Here is a 20,138-nt window from a genome sequence, read left to right as displayed (position 1 = left end):
CCGGTGGCCGCCATCCCTGGCGCCGGCGCCATGCAGGGAACTACGGTTTGCTACAAAAGCTGTAACACGCGGCGGGTATCATCGGGCCCTCATGCTTGAGCAACGCATCCAACAGCATTTCATCGACAGCGCCGACCTGAAGTACCAGGCCGCGCAGGTTCTGAGCCACCCCATCGCCGCCGCCGTGCAGGCCGTGCTGGCCTGCGTGACCAGCGGCGGCAAGGTGCTGGCCTGCGGCAACGGCCCCTCGGCCGCCGAGGCGCAGCAGTTCGCCGCGTTCTGCGTGGCCGGTTTCGAGCGCGACCGGCCCGAGCTGGCCGCGCTGGCCCTCACCTCCGACAGCACGCTGCTCACGGCCGCCACGGGTGGCAGCCACGATGCGGCGCAGCAGTTTGCGCGCCAGGTGCGTGCGCTGGGCCAGGCGGGCGACGTGCTGCTGGCGCTGTCGGTCACCGGCAATGACGCCAACCTGCTGGCCGCCGCCGAGGCCGCCCACGAGCGTGACATGACCGTGGTGGTGCTGACCGGCCGCACGGGCGGCAAGCTGGCCGCCCTGCTGCGCGAGACCGATGTGTTGATCAGCGTTCCGCACGACCGCGCCGCGCGCGTGCGCGAAGTCCATGCCCTGGTGCTGCATTGCCTGAGCGATGGCGTGGACGCCCAGTTACTTGGCGAACAGGAGATTCCCCTATGAAGCAAACCACCCTGAAACGTACCCGACGCACCGTGTGCACGGTGCTGGCCGCCGCCGCGCTGGCCGCGGGCCTGTCGGCCTGCGCGCCGTTGATCGTGGGCGGCGCCGTCGTGGGCGGCGTGATGGCCGTGGACCGCCGCACGACCGGTACGCAGATCGAGGACGAAGGCATCGAGCTGCGCGCCGCCAACCGCATCCGCGAAACCCTGGGCGACCGCGCCCATGTCAACGTGACCAGCTACAACCGCCAGGCCCTGCTGACCGGCGAGGTACCGAGCGCCCAGGACCGCCAGACCGTCGAGCAGATCGTGTCGCAGGTGGAGAACACGCGCTCGGTCGTCAATGACCTGGCCGTGATGCCCGCCAGCAGCCTGAGCCAGCGCTCCAACGACACCTTCATCACCGGCAAGGTGCGCGCCAGCCTGGTGGACGCCCAGGACATCTCGGCGAATTCCTTCAAGGTGGTGACCGAGCGCAACATCGTCTACCTGATGGGCCGCGTGTCGCAGCGCGAGGCCAACCGCGCCACCGAGATCGCCCGGGGCGTGAGCGGCGTGAGCAAGGTCGTGCGCGTGTTCGAGATCGTCTCGGAAGAAGAGCTGCGCCGCATCGCGCCGCAGCCCGCGCCAGTGACCACCGACAACAGCGCATCGCCCGGCGGTTGAAAGCGGGCGGCCAGGCTCGATAGCCTGCACAGCCCCTGGGTCGAAACATCCCGGTTCGCATGACGCGGACCGGGATTTTTTCTTGAAGACCCTGCATCGCGCGTTGCGGCATGAAGCTGGCACGGCACAAGCGAGTGCACCCGCAGAGCCGGCTTCGCCAGGCCGAAGAGGCCGCGCGCGCTTCTGGCGCGTGCCACCGGGGCGCCGCAGGCGACCCAGGGAGCTACGTCAGCCTTTTGATCAGGCTCGACGTGTCCCAGCGGTTGCCGCCCATCTTCTGCACATCGGCGTAGAACTGGTCCACCAGCGCCGTCACGGGCACGCGCGAGCCGTTGCGCTTGGCTTCGTCGAGCACCAGGCCCAGGTCCTTGCGCATCCAGTCCACCGCAAAGCCGAAGTCGAACTTGCCGTCCACCATGGTCTTGCCACGGTTGTCCATCTGCCAGCTCTGGGCCGCGCCCTTGCCGATCACCTCCAGCACCTGTTTCATGTCCAGGCCCGCGTTCTGGCCAAACGCCACCGCCTCGGACAGCCCCTGCACCAGCCCGGCGATGCAGATCTGGTTGACCATCTTGGCCAGCTGGCCCGCGCCGCTGTCACCCAGCAGCGTGAAGGCGCGCGAGAACGCCATGGCCACGGGCTGGGCCGCCTCGAAGGCCGCCGCGTCGCCGCCGCACATCACGGTGAGCAGGCCGTTCTGCGCGCCGGCCTGGCCGCCGGAGACGGGGGCATCCACGAAGTGCAGGCCCAGGGCATGGGCGGCTGCGTACAGCTCGCGCGCCACCTCGGCCGACGCGGTGGTGTGGTCCACGAAGATCGCGCCCGGCTTCATCCCGGCAAAGGCGCCGTCGGCCCCCAGGGTGACGGAGCGCAGGTCATCGTCGTTGCCCACGCAGCAGAACACGATGTCGGCACCAGCCGCGGCCTCGCGCGGCGTTGCGGCATGCCTTGGCGCCTTGGCGCTGGCGTACTCCGTGCACCAAGCTATGGATTTTGTAGCGGTTCGGTTGTAGACCGTGACCTCATGCCCGGCCAGCGCGAGGTGGCCGGCCATCGGATAGCCCATCACGCCCAGGCCCAGGAAGGCGACCTTGCGGGATGGGGTTGCGTCGTAGTTGCGGGGATTGGTGCTTGGCATGGGAGTGGTTCTTGCAAAAAAAGGCCGCCACGGGGGCAGCGTTTGAAACTGGCGCGGCCCAGGCCAGCGGACGCCGTGGAACTGGCTTTGCCAGGCCACCAGCGTCGTCCCCCTTCCCGCGCGCAGCGCGAGAAAAGGGGGAAGCGGCGCAGCCGCTCAGGGGGTTGTCACACAATCGCGAAGTGCTCGGTGCCCGAGGCAAGGTCCGGCGATTTGGCGCGCTGGCTGTTGAGCTTGATCTGCAGGCGCAGGTCGTTGAGCGAATCGGCGTTGCGCAGCGCGTCTTCATAGCTGATCACGTTGGCCTCGTACAGGTCGAACAGTGCCTGGTCGAAGGTCTGCATGCCCAGGTTGCGGCTCTTCTTCATGATCTCCTTGATCTCGGAGACATCGCCCTTGAAGATCAGGTCGGAGATCAGCGGCGTGTTCAGCATGATTTCCACGGCCGCAGCACGGCCCTTGCCGTCCTGCTTGGGGATCAGGCGCTGGGACACCATGCCGCGCAGGTTGAGCGACAGGTCCATCAGCAGCTGCGCGCGGCGCTCTTCGGGGAAGAAGTTGATGATCCGGTCCAGCGCCTGGTTGGCGCTGTTGGCGTGCAGCGTGGCCAGGCACAGGTGGCCGGTTTCCGCAAAGGCCACGGCATGCTCCATGGTCTCGCGGTCGCGGATTTCGCCCATCAGGATCACGTCGGGCGCCTGGCGCAGCGTGTTCTTCAGGGCTGCTTCCCAGCTGTCGGTGTCCAGGCCCACCTCGCGCTGCGTCACCACGCAGTTCTTGTGCGGGTGCACGAATTCGATGGGGTCTTCCACCGTGATGATGTGGCCGAACGAGTTCTCGTTGCGCCAGTCCACCATGGCGGCCAGCGTGGTCGATTTGCCCGAGCCCGTGGCACCCACCAGGATGCACAGGCCGCGCTTGGTCATCGTCACTTCTTTCAGCACCTGCGGCACGCCCAGGCCGTCGATGGTGGGCAGCGTGAGCGGAATCGTGCGCAGCACCATGCCGACCTTGCCCTGCTGGATGAACGCGTTGACGCGAAACCGCCCGATGCCGGCGGGCGAGATCGCGAAGTTGCACTCCTTGGTGCGTTCGAAATCGGCCACCTGCTTGTCGCTCATGATGGCGCGCGCCAGCGTGAGCGTGTGGTTGGGCGTGAGCGGCTGGGGCGACACCTTGGTCACCTTGCCATCGACCTTGATCGCGGGGGGGAATTCCGCCGTGATGAACAAGTCGCTGCCATTGCGGCTCACCATCAACTTGAGCAGGTCATTGATGAATTTACTGGCCTGATCGCGTTCCATCAGAATTTCTCCCGGGGGTGTTCGTCTGTCGGGTGGTCGTTGTGCAGGTGGTATCCGCGCATCATCATTTCTGGTTGTCGCTCAGGCGGGCGCTCACCACGCGCAGGCGCAGCGACAGCTTGCGGGCCAGCAGCGCGATCAGGCTGGCGGCGAGCTGCGGGTCCTTGGTCATCATGTCGTCCATGGCCTCGGCGCTCAGCACGGCGATCTCGCAGTCGGTGAGCGTGGTGCAGGCCGAAAAGCGGATGCCGCTGTCGAGCAGCGACATCTCGCCCAGGATGTCGCCGGGCCGGGTCTCGGCCAGGCGCAGCTGTTCGCCCCAGGGCTGCACGCGGTCCACCGCGATGGTGCCGGTGAGCAGCACCACCATGAAGTTGCCGTATTCGTCCTGGCGGATCACGTCGCGGTTGGACGGGATGGCCGCGAATTCGAAGAAGCGCTCCATGCGCTCCACGGCGTCCTTGTCCAGGTGCGCCATGTACTTGTCCTTGGCCCACAGGCCCTGCAGCAGCTTGCCGCCACGGCTGGTGGGCAGGCGCTTGGCGCCCACTTCTACCGCACGCGCCTCCCAGGGCACGAGCATCGAATCGTCCACGCCCTGGCCGGCGAAGGCCGTGGAAAACAGCACCGAATCCGTGTTGTCCTCCATGGGCTTGCCGCCGCGGGTTTTCATTTTCAGAAGGCTCAGAATGCCTTTCATACAGTGCTCCGGTGTGCGGCAGCTCGTCGGGCCGCAGGGTACATGGGTGCCGCGCGCGGATCAGCCCGGGAAGTTTTCGGGGATCTTGGCCTTGGCGCGCGCCTCGGCCGGGCTGATGATGTTGCGGCGAACGAGGTCGGTGAGATTCTGGTCCAGCGTCTGCATGCCCACGCTGTTGCTGGTCTGGATGGTGGAGTACATCTGCGCCACCTTGGCCTCGCGGATCAGGTTGCGGATGGCGCTGGTGCCCAGCATGATCTCGTGCGCCGCCACGCGGCCCGAGCCGTCCTTGGTCTTGCACAGCGTCTGCGAGATCACGGCCTGCAGCGACTCGGACAACATCGCGCGGACCATTTCCTTTTCTTCGGCGGGGAACACGTCGATGATCCGGTCGATGGTCTTGGCGGCGCTGGAGGTGTGCAGCGTGCCGAACACCAAATGGCCCGTTTCCGCCGCCGTCATGGCCAGGCGGATGGTTTCCAGGTCGCGCATTTCGCCCACCAGGATGGCGTCCGGGTCTTCGCGCAGCGCGGACTTCAGCGCGGCGGCGAACGACAGCGTCATCGGGCCGACTTCACGCTGGTTGATCAGGCACTTCTTGGATTCGTGCACGAACTCGATCGGGTCCTCCACCGTGAGGATGTGGCCGTACTCGGTTTCGTTCAGGTAGTTGACCATGGCGGCCAGCGTGGTGGACTTGCCCGAGCCCGTGGGGCCGGTCACCAGCACCAGACCGCGAGGCTTCAGGGCCAGGTCGCCGAAGATCTTGGGCGCATTGAGCTGCTCGAGCGTGAGGATCTTGGAGGGAATGGTCCGGAACACGGCGGCCGCGCCACGGTTCTGGTTGAAGGCGTTGACGCGAAAGCGGGCCAAGCCTTCGATCTCGAACGAGAAGTCGACCTCCAGGAACTCTTCATATGTCTTGCGCTGCGAGTCGCTCATGATGTCGTACACCATGGCATGCACCGTCTTGTGGTCGAGCGCATCGACATTGATGCGGCGGACATCCCCGTGGACCCGGATCATGGGCGGCAGGCCTGCGGAAAGGTGCAGGTCGGAGGCCTTGTTCTTGACGCTGAAAGCGAGCAGTTGGGTAATGTCCACGGAATCCCTCTATCGTTTGATACGCTGTCAAACATTATGACCACGATTGCTAACAACCTCCAACAGGTTCTGGGCAGGATGGCGCGGGCGTGCACAGCCGCCTCGCGCGACCCGGCCAGCGTGTCCTTGCTGGCGGTTTCCAAGACCTTTGGCGCCGACGCCGTGGCCGAGGCCGTGGCCGCCGGGCAGCGCGACTTCGGCGAGAACTACATCCAGGAAGGGGTGGACAAGATCATCGCCCTGCGCGCCGCCGCGCCCGGCGTGGCGCTGCAGTGGCACTGCATCGGGCCCATCCAGAGCAACAAGACGCGCCTGGTGGCCGAGCACTTCGACTGGGTCCACACGGTGGACCGCCTGAAGATCGCCGAGCGCCTGTCGGCCCAGCGCCCGGAGCACCTGGCGCCGTTACAAATATGCGTTCAGGTCAACATCGATGGCGGGGCCACCAAGTCGGGCGTGGCGCCGGCCGACGCGCTGGAACTGGTCCGCGCTGTCGCGAAACTGCCACGGCTGGTGGTGCGCGGGATCATGAGCATCCCGGACCAGGCTCCTGAATTCGAAGCACAGTTGGCCATCCACACCCGCGCCCGAGCGCTTTTTGACGAGATATGCGCCCTGAACGAGCCAGGCTTGGCTCGTTTTGACACGCTCTCGCTGGGCATGACGGCCGACCTGGAGGCCTCCATCCACGCCGGCAGCACGATGGTGCGCGTGGGCACCGGCATTTTTGGAGGTCGGACTTACCCCGCCTGAAGCATGAGCCGGTCGATCAGCCCGGTAGCTGGAACCGCCCCACGCAGTCCAGCGCCGCTGTCACATCGGCCTCGCTCACGTCCAGATGAGCCACCCAGCGCAGGCGCGTGGCGACGCCGTACAGGCTGCTCGTCACCCGCACGCCGTGCTCGGCCAGCCAGGCGGTGAAGGCCGGGGCCACATCCGCATGCAGGTCGGTGAAGAGGATGTTGGTCTGCCAGGGGTGGACCGTGATCTTGCCCTGCAGCACCGGATGGCGCTGGTTGATATCGCTCAGCCCCTGGGCCAGCCGTGCCAGGTTCGCATGGTCGTCGGCCAGTCGGCGCACGTGGTGCTCCAGCGCATGGTGGCCTGCTGCGGCCAGCACGCCGGCCTGGCGCATGCCGCCGCCCAGGATCTTGCGGGTGCGGCGCGCCTGGCGGATGAAGTCGCGCGAGCCCAGCACCAGCGAGCCCACGGGGGCGCCCAGGCCCTTGCTCAGGCACAGCGACACCGAATCGAAATGGCTGCACAGCGAACGCGCCTCGTCGTACACATCGGTGCCGTGGCGCGCCGCGTTGGCCGTGGCGGCGTTGAACAGGCGCGCGCCGTCCAGGTGCATCGCCAGCCCCCGGCTGCGCGCCAGATGGGCCACCTCGGCGATGTAGGCGGGCGGCAGCACCTGGCCGCCGGTCGTGTTCTCCAGGACCACCAGGCGGGTGCGCGCGAAGTGCGGGTCGTCGGGCTTGATGGCGGCGGTGATGTCGGCAATGCGCAAGGTGCCGTCGGGCTGCGTCTCCACCGGCTGCGGCTGGATGGAGCCCAGCACCGCCATGCCACCGGCCTCCCAGCGGTAGGTGTGCCAGCTCTGGCCCACGATGGCCTCGTCGCCGCGCTGGCAGTGGCCCCACAGCGCGATCAGGTTGGTCTGCGTGCCCGAAGGTGCGAGCAGCGCGGCCTCGAAGCCCAGCAACTGCGCCGCATGCTCCTGCAGTGCGTTCACGGAAGGGTCGTCGGCAAACACATCGTCGCCCAGCGGGGCCTTGAACATGGCCTCGCGCATGGCGGGCGTGGGCTGGGTGACGGTGTCGCTGCGAAAGTCGGGCATGGGCGCGGTCCTCGTGGGTCGGGTCAATGAATGCAAAGACCGGCCATGTTAGTCGCGTTGGCCTCCCCTGCGGCCGCAAGGCGCTCGGCCGGCGACATGGGCGCTGCCGAGGCCAGGGACGCCGAGCCAGGGCCGCCCCGCAGCGAGGGCGTCGTCCCCCTGGGGGGAAGGCGCCGAAGGCGACTCAGGGGGGCTACGGTCTGGTCATCTTGCAGTCCGTGCCTTGCGCCAGCTCATTGCCGGTGTAGGCGGCATCGGTGCGGAAGCCATAGTTCGTGCCTTCCCAGCCCACCTTCACGGTCTTGCCGTCCACCGGCGCGATGGTGTTGACCACCTGCGGCAGCAGCAGCTGGTGGTCCTCGCCGCGCATGCGCACGGGGCCCACCACCGAGTCGATGGTCAGGTCTTCCAGCGCGCGGGCCACCTTCACCGGGTCGGTGGACTGTGCCTTGTTGATGGCCGCGGCCAGAAAGCGCGGCGTCATCTCGATGCGCGGCGCGAGGAAGTCCTTGCCCGTCTTGGCCTGGTAGGCCTTGGCGAGCGCGTCCACCTTGGGGGTGTCGGCCTGGCCCGGGTGCCATTCGGCCACCCAGGTCAGCTGGCCCTGCTTGGCCTGCGACACCGCCAGTACCGTGCCGGGAATGGAGCCCGCGCTGTGGTTGAAGTAGCGCAGGTTGTAGCCCGCGTCACCCGCCGCCTTGAGCAGCAGCGTCATGTCCTGCCCCCAGTTGCCGGTGATGACCGAGTCGGCCTCGGTGCTCTTGACCTTGGCGAGGTAGGGCGCGAAGTCCTTCACGCGGCCGATGGGGTGCAGCGCCTCGCCCACGAACTGGATGTCGGGCCGCGCCAGGCCCACCATCTCGCGGCCGTAGTGCGCCCACTGCTTGCCATGCGCGTAGTCCTGGTTGAGCAGGTACACCTTCTTGATGTCCGGCTGCTTCTTGATGTAGTTGGCGATGGCCTTCATCTTCATGGCGGTGTTGGCCTCGAACTGGAAGTGCCAGAAGTTGCAGGCCTTGCCGGTGAGCTCGGGGTCGATGGAGGAGTGGTTGAGCACCAGGATCTCCTTGCCCGGGTTGCGCTGGTTGTGGCGCGCCGCGGCCTGCACCAGCGCCGTGACCACCGACGAGCCCGAGCCGCCCGTCACGATGGCCTTGGCCCCCTGGTCGATGGCCGCCTGCAGCGCGCTCTGGCTCTCCTGGGCCGAGAGCTTGCTGTCGAACTGCAGCAACTGCAGCTTCGTGCCCTTGAGCACGCCGCCCTTGGCGTTGATGTCCTCGATGGCGTACTGCGTGTGCGTGAGCATGAGCTCGCCCACGTTGGCGAAGGGGCCCGAGAGCGGGTCGATGTAGGCGACCTTGAAGGTCTCCTGCGACCAGGCCGTGGAGGCGGCGGCGGTGCACAGCAGGGCCGCACAGGCAGCCAGGGGCGTGAGGGAACGCGTCAGGGGGTGGCGCAGCATGGTGCTTGTCTCGCTTTCTTGTCGTGGTGAGACCGGGGCGGGCTTGCCACCCCGGCGGGAGGGAGAAGGCTGGGCCCGTCAGTCGAGCGCGATGCCCAGGCTGCGTATCAGCGGGTGCCAGCGCGACACCTCGGTCGTGATCATCTGCGTGAACTCCTGCGGCGTGTTGCCCACGGGCTCGATCCCCACCTCGCGGTACCGGGCGCTGGTCTGCGGCGACAGCAGGGCCTGGGCGATGGCTTTCTGCAGCGCCTGCACGGTGGCATCCGGCGTGGACGCATGCACCGCCACGCCCACCAGCGCCGTGGCCTCCACGCCCTTGAGTCCCAGTTCCTCGAACGTGGGGACATCGGGCAGGCGCGGGTGGCGCCGGCTGTCGGCCACCGCCAGCGCGCGCAGCTTGCCCGCCTGCAGGAAGCCGCCCGCGGCCGCGTAGTCGCTCATCACCGCCGGGATCTGCCCGCCCGCCAGGTCGGCGAGCGCGGGCGACGATCCCTTGTAGGGGATGTGCGTCATCTTCAGTCGGGCGTGGTGCATGAGCATCTCCATCGCCATGTGCTGCGGCGTGCCCGCGCCCGCCGAGCCAAAGTTGAGCGTGCCGGGCTGGCGCCGCGCCTGCTCGATGAACTCCTTCGCGTCCTTGGCGTCGCAGGCGGGGCCCACGACCAGGATCATCGGGGCGCGCGCCAGCAGCGTCACGAGCTTGAGGTCCTTGTCGGGCGCGTAGCCGAGCTTGCGGTACAGCACCGGGTTGAAGACCAGCGTGCCGTTGTCCACGTTGATGAGCGTGTGCCCGTCGGCCGGGCCGCGCAGCACATCGGCCACGGCGATGGCGCCATTGCCGCCGGGCTTGTTGTCCACCACCACGCTCTGGCCCACGGCGGCCGACATGGGCTGGCCCACCGTGCGCGCCATGAAATCGGAGCCGCCGCCCGCGGGGTAGGGCACGATCCAGCGCAGCGGCTTGGCCGGGAACGGGGCGGAGGCGTGCAGCGCGCGGCTCAGGCCGAGCGATGTGGCGCCGAGCAGCGCCAGTGTGGATCGTCGTGACAGCAGCATGGTGGCTAGGTTTCCTTGAGGGGTGTGTGGGGGCGAAAGACTCTCGCCGCGCTCAGCGCGCGGGCCGGCGCCGGGCGCGCAGGCCCAGCACCCGGTAGGCCAGGGTGGACAGCTCCTGCGCCACTTCGTCGGCCGACAGGCGGCCGTCCGGCCGGTACCAGTTGTAGAGAAAGCCCGGCAGGCTGCAGGCCGCCAGGGCGGTGATCTTGGTGTCGTGGAACTCGAACATGCCGTCCTCGCGGCCTTCCTCGAGCAGGGCGCAGAGCTTGTCGTAGAAATGGTTGGCCAGCTGCTTCTGGGTGGCCAGGTATTCGGGGCGGTACACCTGGGGTTCGCGGTACGGAAAGAACGCAGACGGGTGGTGCGCGAGCGTGGCGCGGATCAGGCGGTCGATGCCCTCGGCCACCTTCACGTGCGCGGGGCGCGGGTCGTCCTCGGCGAAGTCCATGGCCGTGAAGCACGCCACGGCGGGTGCCCACGACAGGGTCTCGAAGATCTCCTGCTTGTTGCGGAAGTAGTAGTAGACGAAGGGCTTGGTCACCCCCAGCTTCTGCACGATCTGCTCGATGGTGGTGTTGGCGTAGCCCTGCGCATCGAACAGCGCCTCTGCTGCGCGCAGGATGCGCTCGCGCTTCTCGTCCGACCCGGCCGTGGCGGCTTTCTGCCGGCCGCTGGCCTGCATGGGGAGCTGCTGGCCCATGGCAGGCTGTCCTTTGTGTGACGGTTGATTTATACCCATGGGTAGCATTGTTCTACCAGTCGGTATATATTGGCAAGACGCTGGCGGGCAGGGGTGCCTATCGCAAACCCTTAGCAAGCCCTTAGAACCAGCGATTCCAGACACCTCGGAGACAACGCCATGCCACAGACCGCACCGCAGCTGCCGCTGCACGAACACCTGCGCCGCCACGCGCGCGAAACGCCCGACCGCACCGCGTACCTCTGGTACGGCCAGCCCGTCACCTGGGCAGAGCTCGACGCGGCCAGCGACGCCTTCGCCGCGCGCCTGCAGGCGCTGGGCGTGGGCAAGGGCGAGCCCGTGGCGCTGTTCATGAACAACTGCCCGCAGTACGTGATGGCGCACTACGGCATCCAGAAGATCGGCGCCATCGTCTGCCCCTGCGGGCCGCTGAACAAGGAGCACGAGCTGGAATACCAGCTCACCGACCTGCAGGCGCGCGTGATCGTCGCGGCCGACGTGCTGCTGCCCGTGGTGGACAAGGTGCGCGCCAGCACGGCGCTGCGGCACGTGTTCGTGGTGCGCTATGCCGAGCTGCTGCCCGACGGCGCGCTCAGCATCGACGCGCCCGCCGAGCTGCTGGCCATGCGTGCCGCCATGGCGCCAGCCCCCGCGGGTTGCGAGGACTTCCTGGCCGCCACGCGCACCGGGCAGCGGCCCGCGCCCGTGGCGCTGTCCATGGACGATGTCTCGCTCATGACCTACACCTCGGGCACCACGGGGTTGCCCAAGGGCGCGATGCTGAGCTACGGCAACGCCACCTTCAAGACCGCCGCGTCGGCCGACTGCAATGGCATGACGCAGCAGGAGACGCTGCTCGCGGTGGCGCCGCTGTACCACATCGCCGGCATGGTGATGGGCGTGAACCTGCCCGTCTACACCGGCGCCACGGCCGTGCTGCTGTACCGCTTCGATCCGCTGGGCGTGGCCCAGGCGCTGGAGCGCCACCGCATCACCTGGTGGTACAGCATCGCGCCCATGAACGGCGCGCTCATGCAGGTGCCGGGCGCGCGCGCCATGGACTGGAGCGCGCTGCGCCGCAACCCGGTCACGAGCTTTGGCATCACCTTCACCGAGGCGCTCGCCCAGCAGTGGCGGCAGTTCGCGCCCCATTGCATCGCGCACGAGGCCGCCTACGGCTTGAGCGAAACCCACACGGTGGATACCGCCATGCCCGTGGACGCGATCCGCTGGGGCACCCAGGGCAAGCCCGTGCCGGGCAACACCTTGCGCATCGTCGACCCCGACACCGGCGCCCCGCTGGCCACGGGCGAGGTGGGCGAGATCACCATCCATGGCCCCGGCAACTTCAAGGGCTACTGGAACAAGCCCGAGGCCACGGCCAAGACCCTGCGGGACGGCTGGGTCTACACCGGCGACATGGGCAAGATCGATGCCGACGGCTACGTCACCTTCATCGGCCGCTTCAAGGAGATGATCAAGGTCTCCGGCTACAGCGTGTTCCCGGAAGAGGTGGAGACCCTGCTCATCAAGCATCCCGCCGTGGCCCAGGCCGCCGTCATCGGCGTGCCCGACGCGGAAAAGGGCGAGGTGGTGCGTGCCTTCATCGTGAAGAAACCCGGCCAGGACGTGGACGCCGCTGCCCTGGTGGCCTGGTGCCGCGAGAACATGGCGCCCTACAAGGCCCCGCGCGAGGTGCGCTTCATCGACGCGCTGCCGGCCACGGGCGCCGGCAAGGTGCTGCGCCGCCTGCTGCGCGACCTCTGAACCAGAAACGATTCCAGCGCTTGCCCATCCTGCGCTGGCAGCTCCACCAACCATAGCAACACCCCATGCCATCGCCCGCTCTGTTCACCAAAGTTCTTGTCGCCAACCGGGGGGAGATTGCGCTGCGCACCGTGCGCGGCCTTCATGACCTGGGCATCGCCAGCGTGGCCGTGTTTGCCGATGACGATGCGGCCAGCCCGCACGTGCAGGCCGCGGGCACCGCCGTCGCCCTGGGCGCCACCGGGCCCGCCGCGTACCTGGACGGCGCGCGCATCATCGCCATCGCGCAGGCGCAGGGCTGCGACGCCGTGCACCCCGGCTACGGCTTCCTGAGCGAACGCGCCGACTTCGCGCGCGCCTGCGCCGGGGCCGGCCTGCGTTTCATCGGCCCCACGCCTGCGCAGCTCGCGCTGTTCGGCGACAAGGCGCAGGCCCGCGCGCTGGCGCTGCAGCAGGGCGTGCCGCTCATGCCGGGCACCCAGGCGGCGGTGTCGCTGGAGGAGGCCCAGGCCTTCTTCGCGCAGCAGGGCGGCGCCGGCATCGTGATCAAGGCGATTGGCGGCGGCGGCGGGCGCGGCATGCGCGCCGTGCAGGCGCAGGACGACCTGCCCGCCGCCTACGCGCGCTGCCGCAGCGAGGCGCAGGCAGCGTTTGGCGTGGACGGCGTGTATGTGGAGCGGCTCATGTCCAACGCGCGCCACATCGAGGTGCAGGTGCTGGGCGACGGCCAGGACGTGGTCGCGCTGGGCGAGCGCGAGTGCACGCTGCAGCGGCGCTTTCAGAAGGTGGTGGAGATCGCGCCCAGCCCTTCGCTGCCCGCGCCGCTGCGTGAACGCATCATCGCCGCCGCGCTGGCCATGGCGCGCGCGGTGGCCTACGAGGGCCTGGGCACCTTCGAGTTCCTGGTGGACCTGGCCTCCAGCGACGTGCCCTTCGTGTTCATCGAATGCAACCCGCGCCTGCAGGTGGAGCACACCATCACCGAAGAGGTGACCGGCGTGGACCTGGTACAGGCGCAGATCGCGCTGGCGGCCGGCCGCAGGCTGCAAGACATCGGGCTCGACCCCGCCGCGCCGCCCGCCGTGCGCGGCTTTGCGGTGCAGTGGCGCATCAACGCCGAGACGCTGGACGCGCAGGGCGGTGCCACCCCCGGCAGCGGCACGCTCACCCGCTTCGACCTTCCCACCGGCCCCGGCGTGCGCGTGGACACGCACGGCGCAGCGGGCGCCACGCCCTCGCCGCACTACGACACGCTGCTGGCCAAGCTCATCGTGCACACGCGCAGCCCACGTTTTGCCGATGCGCTGCGCCGCTCGCAACGCGCGCTGGCCGAGTGCCGCATCGGTGGCGTGGCCACCAACCTTGCGCTGCTGCAGGCCCTGGCCGCGCGGCCCGAAATGGAAAGCCAGCAGGTGCATACGCGCTGGCTGGAGTCGGTGCTGCCAGAACTGCTGGTTGCTACCAAAAATATAGCTACTGGCGCATATGATTCAAGCGCTAGCGCTCAAAACCCCCAAAATCCGTCAGCGCCCGCACCCGAAGGCGCCGTGCTCGCTCCCATGCCCGCGCGCCTCGTGCAACTGAGCGTGTCCGAGGGCGACGTGGTGGCCGCGGGTGCCGAGCTGGCCGTGCTCGAGTCCATGAAGATGGAGCACATGCTGCTGGCGCCGAATGCGGGCCGCGTGCGCGCGCTGCTCGCGGTGCCGGGCGGCTACCTCGTGCAGGGCCAGCCGCTGCTGGTGCTCGATGCCGTGGAGGGGGCGGACCTCGCCCAGGACGCACAGGGCGCGCAGCAGGACCTGGATGCCATTCGCCCCGACCTGCAGCGCGTGCGGGACCGCCACGCCTTCACGCTCGACGCCGCGCGGCCCGAGGCCATCGCCAGGCGCCACGCCCAGGGCGGGCGCACCGCGCGCGAGAACATCGCCGACCTGTGCGACGCGGACAGCTTCATCGAATACGGCACGCTGGCCATCGCCGCGCAGACGCGCCGCCGCAGCCTGGATGACCTCATCGCCAACACGCCCGCCGACGGCATGGTCACGGGCATCGGCGGCATCAACGGTGCGCTGTTCGGGCCCGAGAAGTCCCGCGCCGTGGTCATGTCCTACGACGCGACCGTGCTCGCGGGCACCCAGGGCGCGCGCAACCACGCCAAGACCGACCGCATGCTGGGCGTGGCGCTGGCGCAGAAGCTGCCCGTGGTGCTGTTCGCCGAAGGCGGCGGCGGCCGCCCGGGCGATACCGACATGCCCGTGGTGGCCGGTCTGCACGTGCACACCTTCGCCAGCTACGCCGCGCTCTCGGGCCAGGTGCCGGTGATCGGCATCGCGGCTGGGCGCTGCTTTGCGGGCAACGCGGCCCTGCTGGGCTGCAGCGACGTGATCATCGCCACGCGCGGCAGCAACATCGGCATGGGCGGCCCGGCCATGATCGAGGGCGGCGGCCTGGGCGTGTTCAAACCCGAGCACATCGGCCCCAGCCGCGTGCAGCATGCCAATGGCGTGATCGACGTGCTGGTCGATGACGAAGCCGGGGCCGTGGCGGCCGCGCGGCACTACCTGTCGTTCTTCCAGGGGCGCACCGGTGCCTGGACGGCCCCGGACGCACGCGCCCTGCGCTCCGTGGTGCCCGAGAACCGCCTGCGCGTGTACGACACCCGCACGGCGATGGCCGGCCTGGTGGACGACGGCAGCCTGCTGCTGCTGCGCACCGGCTTCGGCGCGGGCATCCACACGGCGCTGGCGCGCATCGAGGGCCGCCCCGTGGGCATCCTGGCCAACAACCCGCTGCACCTGGGCGGCGCCATCGACGCCGATGCGGCCGACAAGGGCGCGCGCTTCATGCAGCTGTGCAACGCGCACGGCCTGCCCATCGTGAGCCTGGTGGACACGCCCGGCTTCATGGTCGGCCCCGAGGTGGAGGCCACGGCCCAGGTGCGCCACGTGAGCCGCCTGTTCGTCACCGCCGCCAGCCTGCGCGTGCCGTATTTCAGCGTGGTGCTGCGCAAGGGCTACGGCCTGGGCGCCATGGGCATGACGGCCGGGGGCTTTCACGCGCCGGTGTTCACCGTGGCCTGGCCCACGGGCGAGTTCGGGGCCATGGGGCTCGAAGGCGCGGTGCGCCTGGGTTTCCGCAAGGAGCTGGAGGCCTTGCCCGAGGGCGCCGAGCGCGACGCGCTGTTCGCCAAGCTGCTGGCCAGGTCGTACGCCAACGGCGAGGCGCTGCACATGGCGACCACGCTGGAGATCGACGCGGTGATCGACCCGGCCGACACGCGCGCATGGCTGGCACGGGGCCTGGCATCGGCGCAGGTGGCGCCGCCCGGGCACCGGTTCGTGGACACCTGGTAGGGCCGCGCGCGGGCCGCGCGCTGCATGCTAAGCTGGCCCGCCTTGCCCGCCCCACGCCGGGGCGGCGCCCCTGTTTGACGGAGACTTTTCACCATGCCCGGACTGCTGCCCGATATCGATCCCGATGGTTTGCTCGAGTTTTCGGTGGTCTACACCGACCGCGCGCTCAACCACATGTCCAAGCGCTTCACCGGCGTGATGCAGGACATCCTGGCCACGCTCAAGGAGGTCTACCACGCCCACACCGCCGTGCTGGTGCCCGGCAGCGGCACCTTCGGCATGGAGGCCGTGGCGCGCCAGTTCGCCAATCGCGAGAAGGTGCTCATCGTGCGCAACGGCTGGTTCAGCTACCGCTGGACGCAGATCTTCGACGCCGACAAGGGCCTGGGCGGCGGCTCCGTGGTGTGCAAGGCGCGCCCGCAGGGCAGCGGCCCGCAGGCGCCCTGGGCGCCGTGCCCGGCCGAGGAAGTGGCGGCCACCATCCGCGCCGAAAAGCCCAAGGTCGTGTTCGCGCCCCATGTGGAAACGGCCAGCGGCATCATCTTGAGCGACGACTACCTGCGCACCCTGACGGCCGCGGCCCACGAGGTGGGCGCGCTGTTCGTGCTCGACTGCGTGGCCTCGGGCGCGATGTGGGTGGACATGCAGGCCACCGGCGTGGACGTGCTGATCTCGGCCCCGCAAAAGGGCTGGAGCGGCTCGCCCTGCTGCGCCATGGTGATGTTCAGCGAGCGCGCGCGCCAGGCCATCGACGGCACCACGAGCAGCAGCTTCTCGTGCGACCTCAAGAAGTGGATGCAGATCGCCGAGGGCTACGAAAAGGGCCAGCACGCGTACCACACCACCATGCCCACCGACGCGCTGGTGCGCCTCTCCGAAGTGATGGCCGAGACGCGCGAATACGGTTTTGCCAAGGTGCGCGACGAGCAGATCGAGCTGGGCGCCAAGGTGCGCGCGCTGCTCGAGTCGCGCGGCTTCCCGAGCGTGGCGGCCGAGGGCTTCAAGGCCCCCGGCGTGGTGGTGAGCTACACCACCGACCCCGGCATCCAGAACGGCAAGAAGTTCATGGAGGTGGGTCTGCAGACCGCCGCCGGCGTGCCGCTGCAGTGCGACGAGGGGCCGGACTTCAAGACCTTCCGCATCGGCCTGTTCGGTCTGGAGAAGTGGCACAACGTGGACCGCACGGTGGGCCACCTGAGCACCGCGCTCGACCAGGTGGCCCCGCGCGGCTGAACCGGGCCGCCGCCCGTGTTTCGCGGGCCTCTTGAAAAAAGCCACCCGCGGGTGGCTTTTTTTCGTGGTGGCGGGCGCGGTGGCGGTGCCTGGGGGCTCGGCACGCACCGGGCGGCAAGTGCGCGCCGCGGACCGCCCGAGACCGCAGATGCACACGGCGCGGTGATTCGTTCGTCCAGAGAATCCCTAGGGGGCCTGGGTTTCGCGCTCGGCCTCTTCGGCCGCGTGGGCGCGCGCGATCGCCAGGATCACGTCGCGCGCGAGGCGCCGCTTGGGCACGGGCAGGCGCAGGTAGATGTCGAACAGCTCGCGGTCCTGGTAGCCCAGGCCCGCATGCCACTGCGCCTGCCGCTCCCGCACGCGCAGGGGCTCTGCATCGCCGTAGCCCAGCTGCTGCACCGGCACCTGCAGCCATTCGGCCAGGGTGGTGAGCTTCTTGTGGTCGGGCATGGTCTCGCCCAGCAGCCAGCGGCGCACGCCGTGCAGCGTCATGGGCTTGCCCCAGTGGCGGGTGTTGAACTCGCGCTCCAGCACCGCCGGCCTGGGTTCATAGCCGGCGTCCATCATCGCCTTGCGTAACCGGTCCGCAAACTGTCTTTTTGCATCCTGCATGCAGTCACACTAAAAAGGCGCGCAGGAGTCGCGGTGATTCTTGTATATAGTCACGCAATCAATTTGCTCGTTGGTTACGTAGCGGGTCTGCCCGCCAATTCAGGGGCAACGAGCGGCCTTGCAAGGAGGGTGGCGTGGCTGTCGAACACCGAAGGATGGAAACCTGGGAAGCCCGGCGGGAGCGGGTGGGCTGGTTTCCCGGTGCCTGCATGCGCGCGGCAGCCCTGCCGGGCGGGCGGCGGCCGCGCGGGTGGCCCGGCCTCCGCCCCATTGTGCGGGGTTCTGCATTGCGCCACAGTCACCCATGTACTTGCGCGGCGGTCACGCCCGCGGTGCGCGGGCTGCCGCACTGACAGGGGGTCGGGACGTGTGCAGCAGCGGCCCCCGCCACCCCCGCGAAGGATCGCTGCCGCCCTGCGCAGGGCGGGACCATCCCGTGGGGGGCTGTTCGCAGGACGGCGCCCGGCCGGTGGCGGCGGTGGCGGCAGTGGTGCCCGCCCCGCACGTGGACGACCGTGAACGCCAGCGGCTCATCCTGACGCCCGCCCAGCGGCAGATGATCCTGGCGAACGTGCGGCGGTTGCGGGAGCTGCGGGAGGAGGAGCGCGCCGCGCGCGGCATCCTGGCCAGGGAGCCCGCGCCCCGCGAATGACAGTGGGTGCGCCTGGACGGCCGGGGCGCGAGTGGAGACGGGGCATGCGCCGGGGCCGGGCATGGTAGGGTGAATGCATCTTGAATCCCCCGCCGGCCGGCCGCCCCGCCCGCTCGCATGCTGCCTGTCCGATGCCATGACCCCGGAATCCGAACCGCTGCCACAAGCCCTTGCCCTGCAACGTGCGAGGCGCCACGCCCTCGGGCTGCTGGTGCTGGTGTCGGCCGTGTTCGTGGCCACCAGCGTGGTGGAGCGCGGCCTGTGGCTGAACTGCCTGAAGGCCGTGGCCGAGGCCGCGATGGTGGGCGCGCTGGCCGACTGGTTCGCGGTGGTGGCGCTGTTTCGCCGCCCGCTGGGCCTGCCGATCCCGCACACGGCGGTCATCGCGCGCAACCAGGCGCGCATCGGCCGCAACCTGGCGGTCTTCGTGCGCGACAAGTTCCTGGACGTGCCCTCGCTGGTGGCGCTGATCCGCCGGCACGACCCCGCCGAGCGGCTGGCGCAGTGGCTCACGGCACCCGGCAACGCCGCGCTCCTGGGCCACCAGGCCACCCGCCTGGCGTCGGCCGCGCTCGAGACGGTGCAGGACGCGCAGGTGGAGCGCTTCATTCAGAAGGCGGCGCGCGCATTGATCGGGCAGGTGGACATGTCGCGGGCCCTGGCGGCGGTGCTCGACACCCTCACGCACAACGGCCGCCACCAGGCGCTGCTGGACGACGTGCTGGGCAAGCTCATCGAGCTGCTGCAGAACGAGCAGACCCGTGCCTGGGTGGCGCAGACCATCGTGGCCTGGCTCAAGAAGGACCACCCGCGCACCGAGAGGCTATTGCCCAGCGACTGGCTGGGCGACAAGGGCTCGGCCCTGCTGGCGCGCGCGCTGGAGAGCGTGATGGCCGATGTGGCCGCCAACCCGCAGCACGCCTTGCGCGCGCAGTTCGACGCAGCGGTGCAGCGCTTCATCGAGCGCCTGCGCGGCGACCCCGATTGGGCGCGCAAGGGCGAAGAGATCCGCGCCTGGCTGCAGACCGATGCCACGGTGGGTGGCTATGTGCAGGCGCTGTGGCAGGACCTGCGCGGGGCGCTGCAGCGCGATCTGGCCGACTCGGATTCGGTGCTGGCGCGGCAGGTGCGCAACCTGGGGCAGTGGCTGGGTCAGTCGCTGGCGGGGGATGCGGCGCTGCGGCAGTCGCTCAATGCGCGGCTGGAGGAGTGGGTGCGGGGGCTGGCGCCGGAGGTGTCGCAGTTCGTGGCGCAGCACATCGAGGACACGGTGCGGCGCTGGGATACCGAGGAGATGACGCGGCTGATTGAGCTGAACATCGGCAAGGACCTGCAGTACATCCGGATCAACGGGACGGTGGTGGGTGGGTTGATCGGGCTGGTGCTGTTTGCGGTGTCGCACGCGGGGGAGATTTGGCGGGCGGTGGTGGGCGGCTGAGTTTTAGGGACGTCATCGCACTTCGCCGACCGTTAGGGCTGAGCTAGTCGAAGCCTGGGCCTGTAGGTCGTTTTAGGCGCATGCCTGGTTTCGGGGCTGAGGCCGGGAGTCGCCCGGCGTGCGAGTAACTTTCTTTCGCGTCGCCGAAAGAAAGTCACCAAAGAAAGGGCGACCCCCAGTCTGCGACCCCTTCGCTGTGCGAAGGGGCAAACCTGCGGCGGGGCGGTTGCGGGGTGCGCCGTGGAACTCGCTTTGCGCCTGCGGCGCGCCGCTCGGACAACCACAGCGAGTCAGAGCACGAGGCATGGGCGCTGCGACGCCCATGCTCACCCCGCAACCGCCCCGCCGCAGGCGCAGCCAGCAGGGGGTGGGAGCCGAACAGCCAACAGCCGAACAGCCACACGGGCCATCGCTTTG

At 69.1% G+C, this 20,138-nt stretch carries 17 protein-coding genes; 8 read left to right on the top strand and 9 right to left on the bottom strand.

Annotation, left to right across the window (positions count from 1 at the left end; all coding sequences use genetic code 11):
• Positions 1-91 precede the first annotated feature (91 nt).
• Together AC07OC_RS22335 and AC07OC_RS22330 are read left to right on the top strand one after the other, a co-directional pair.
• Entirely contained in the window at positions 92-694 is a 603-nt protein-coding gene (locus AC07OC_RS22335; protein WP_218297335.1) for an SIS domain-containing protein, read from the top strand.
• The gene (locus AC07OC_RS22330; RefSeq protein WP_218341359.1) at positions 691-1,359 is read left to right on the top strand and encodes a BON domain-containing protein; all 669 of its coding nucleotides are present in this window, start codon (positions 691-693) and stop codon (positions 1,357-1,359) included. Before AC07OC_RS22335 ends, AC07OC_RS22330 begins: the two co-directional genes overlap by 4 nt.
• Positions 1,360-1,582: 223 nt before the next feature.
• On the opposite strand, the gene AC07OC_RS22325 is transcribed toward AC07OC_RS22330, so the two are convergent.
• The 4 genes from AC07OC_RS22325 to AC07OC_RS22310 form a co-directional block, all read right to left on the bottom strand.
• Complete coding sequence (locus AC07OC_RS22325) at positions 1,583-2,497, bottom strand: NAD(P)-dependent oxidoreductase (RefSeq protein WP_218341360.1); 915 nt, start codon at positions 2,495-2,497, stop codon at positions 1,583-1,585.
• A gap of 167 nt (positions 2,498-2,664) precedes the next feature.
• Entirely contained in the window at positions 2,665-3,801 is a 1,137-nt protein-coding gene (locus AC07OC_RS22320) for a PilT/PilU family type 4a pilus ATPase (protein WP_218297332.1), read from the bottom strand.
• Positions 3,802-3,865: 64 nt separating this feature from the next.
• Positions 3,866-4,501, bottom strand: a complete 636-nt coding sequence (locus AC07OC_RS22315; RefSeq protein ID WP_218297331.1) for a Crp/Fnr family transcriptional regulator — start codon at positions 4,499-4,501, stop codon at positions 3,866-3,868.
• Between the two features lie 60 nt (positions 4,502-4,561).
• Complete coding sequence (locus tag AC07OC_RS22310; protein WP_010463046.1) at positions 4,562-5,605, bottom strand: type IV pilus twitching motility protein PilT; 1,044 nt, start codon at positions 5,603-5,605, stop codon at positions 4,562-4,564.
• A 36-nt stretch (positions 5,606-5,641) separates the two neighbouring features.
• Here AC07OC_RS22310 and AC07OC_RS22305 point away from each other — a divergent pair, with 36 nt between their 5' ends.
• Positions 5,642-6,358 carry a YggS family pyridoxal phosphate-dependent enzyme gene (locus AC07OC_RS22305; protein WP_494602267.1) on the top strand — a complete coding sequence of 239 codons (717 nt, stop codon included), beginning with the start codon at positions 5,642-5,644 and terminating at the stop codon, positions 6,356-6,358.
• A gap of 16 nt (positions 6,359-6,374) precedes the next feature.
• On the opposite strand, the gene ltaE is transcribed toward AC07OC_RS22305, so the two are convergent.
• The 4 genes from ltaE to AC07OC_RS22285 form a co-directional block, all read right to left on the bottom strand.
• Entirely contained in the window at positions 6,375-7,445 is a 1,071-nt protein-coding gene (gene ltaE, locus AC07OC_RS22300) for a low-specificity L-threonine aldolase (protein ID WP_218297329.1), read from the bottom strand.
• 193 nt (positions 7,446-7,638) lie between these two features.
• The gene (locus AC07OC_RS22295) at positions 7,639-8,907 is read right to left on the bottom strand and encodes a branched-chain amino acid ABC transporter substrate-binding protein (protein ID WP_218297328.1); all 1,269 of its coding nucleotides are present in this window, start codon (positions 8,905-8,907) and stop codon (positions 7,639-7,641) included.
• A 78-nt stretch (positions 8,908-8,985) separates the two neighbouring features.
• A complete protein-coding gene (locus AC07OC_RS22290) occupies positions 8,986-9,966 on the bottom strand; it encodes a Bug family tripartite tricarboxylate transporter substrate binding protein (RefSeq protein WP_494602265.1) in 981 nt (326 codons plus the stop codon).
• A 52-nt stretch (positions 9,967-10,018) separates the two neighbouring features.
• Positions 10,019-10,666, bottom strand: a complete 648-nt coding sequence (locus tag AC07OC_RS22285) for a TetR/AcrR family transcriptional regulator (RefSeq protein WP_218297326.1) — start codon at positions 10,664-10,666, stop codon at positions 10,019-10,021.
• A gap of 159 nt (positions 10,667-10,825) precedes the next feature.
• Between AC07OC_RS22285 and AC07OC_RS22280 the strand changes: the two genes are divergently transcribed.
• From AC07OC_RS22280 to AC07OC_RS22270, 3 genes are all read left to right on the top strand, one after another.
• Positions 10,826-12,433, top strand: a complete 1,608-nt coding sequence (locus tag AC07OC_RS22280; protein WP_218341364.1) for an AMP-binding protein — start codon at positions 10,826-10,828, stop codon at positions 12,431-12,433.
• 65 nt (positions 12,434-12,498) lie between these two features.
• Entirely contained in the window at positions 12,499-15,786 is a 3,288-nt protein-coding gene (locus AC07OC_RS22275) for an acetyl-CoA carboxylase family protein (RefSeq protein WP_494602262.1), read from the top strand.
• Between the two features lie 93 nt (positions 15,787-15,879).
• A complete protein-coding gene (locus tag AC07OC_RS22270) occupies positions 15,880-17,019 on the top strand; it encodes an aminotransferase class V-fold PLP-dependent enzyme (RefSeq protein ID WP_218341365.1) in 1,140 nt (379 codons plus the stop codon).
• A 186-nt stretch (positions 17,020-17,205) separates the two neighbouring features.
• Here AC07OC_RS22270 and AC07OC_RS22265 read toward each other — a convergent pair whose 3' ends face one another.
• Positions 17,206-17,631: an XRE family transcriptional regulator gene (locus tag AC07OC_RS22265; protein ID WP_218297323.1), complete on the bottom strand. Its 426-nt coding sequence runs from the start codon at positions 17,629-17,631 to the stop codon at positions 17,206-17,208.
• Positions 17,632-18,067: 436 nt separating this feature from the next.
• On the opposite strand from AC07OC_RS22265, the gene AC07OC_RS22260 reads away from it, so the two are divergent.
• Together AC07OC_RS22260 and AC07OC_RS22255 are read left to right on the top strand one after the other, a co-directional pair.
• Complete coding sequence (locus AC07OC_RS22260; protein WP_218341366.1) at positions 18,068-18,283, top strand: hypothetical protein; 216 nt, start codon at positions 18,068-18,070, stop codon at positions 18,281-18,283.
• 136 nt (positions 18,284-18,419) lie between these two features.
• On the top strand, positions 18,420-19,721 hold the full coding sequence (locus AC07OC_RS22255; protein WP_218341430.1) for a DUF445 domain-containing protein: 1,302 nt from the start codon (positions 18,420-18,422) through the stop codon (positions 19,719-19,721).
• Positions 19,722-20,138 lie beyond the last annotated feature (417 nt).

This window comes from Acidovorax sp. GW821-FHT10E04 (assembly GCF_059415185.1).
This window is presented reverse-complemented; position numbering and strand designations above follow the sequence as displayed.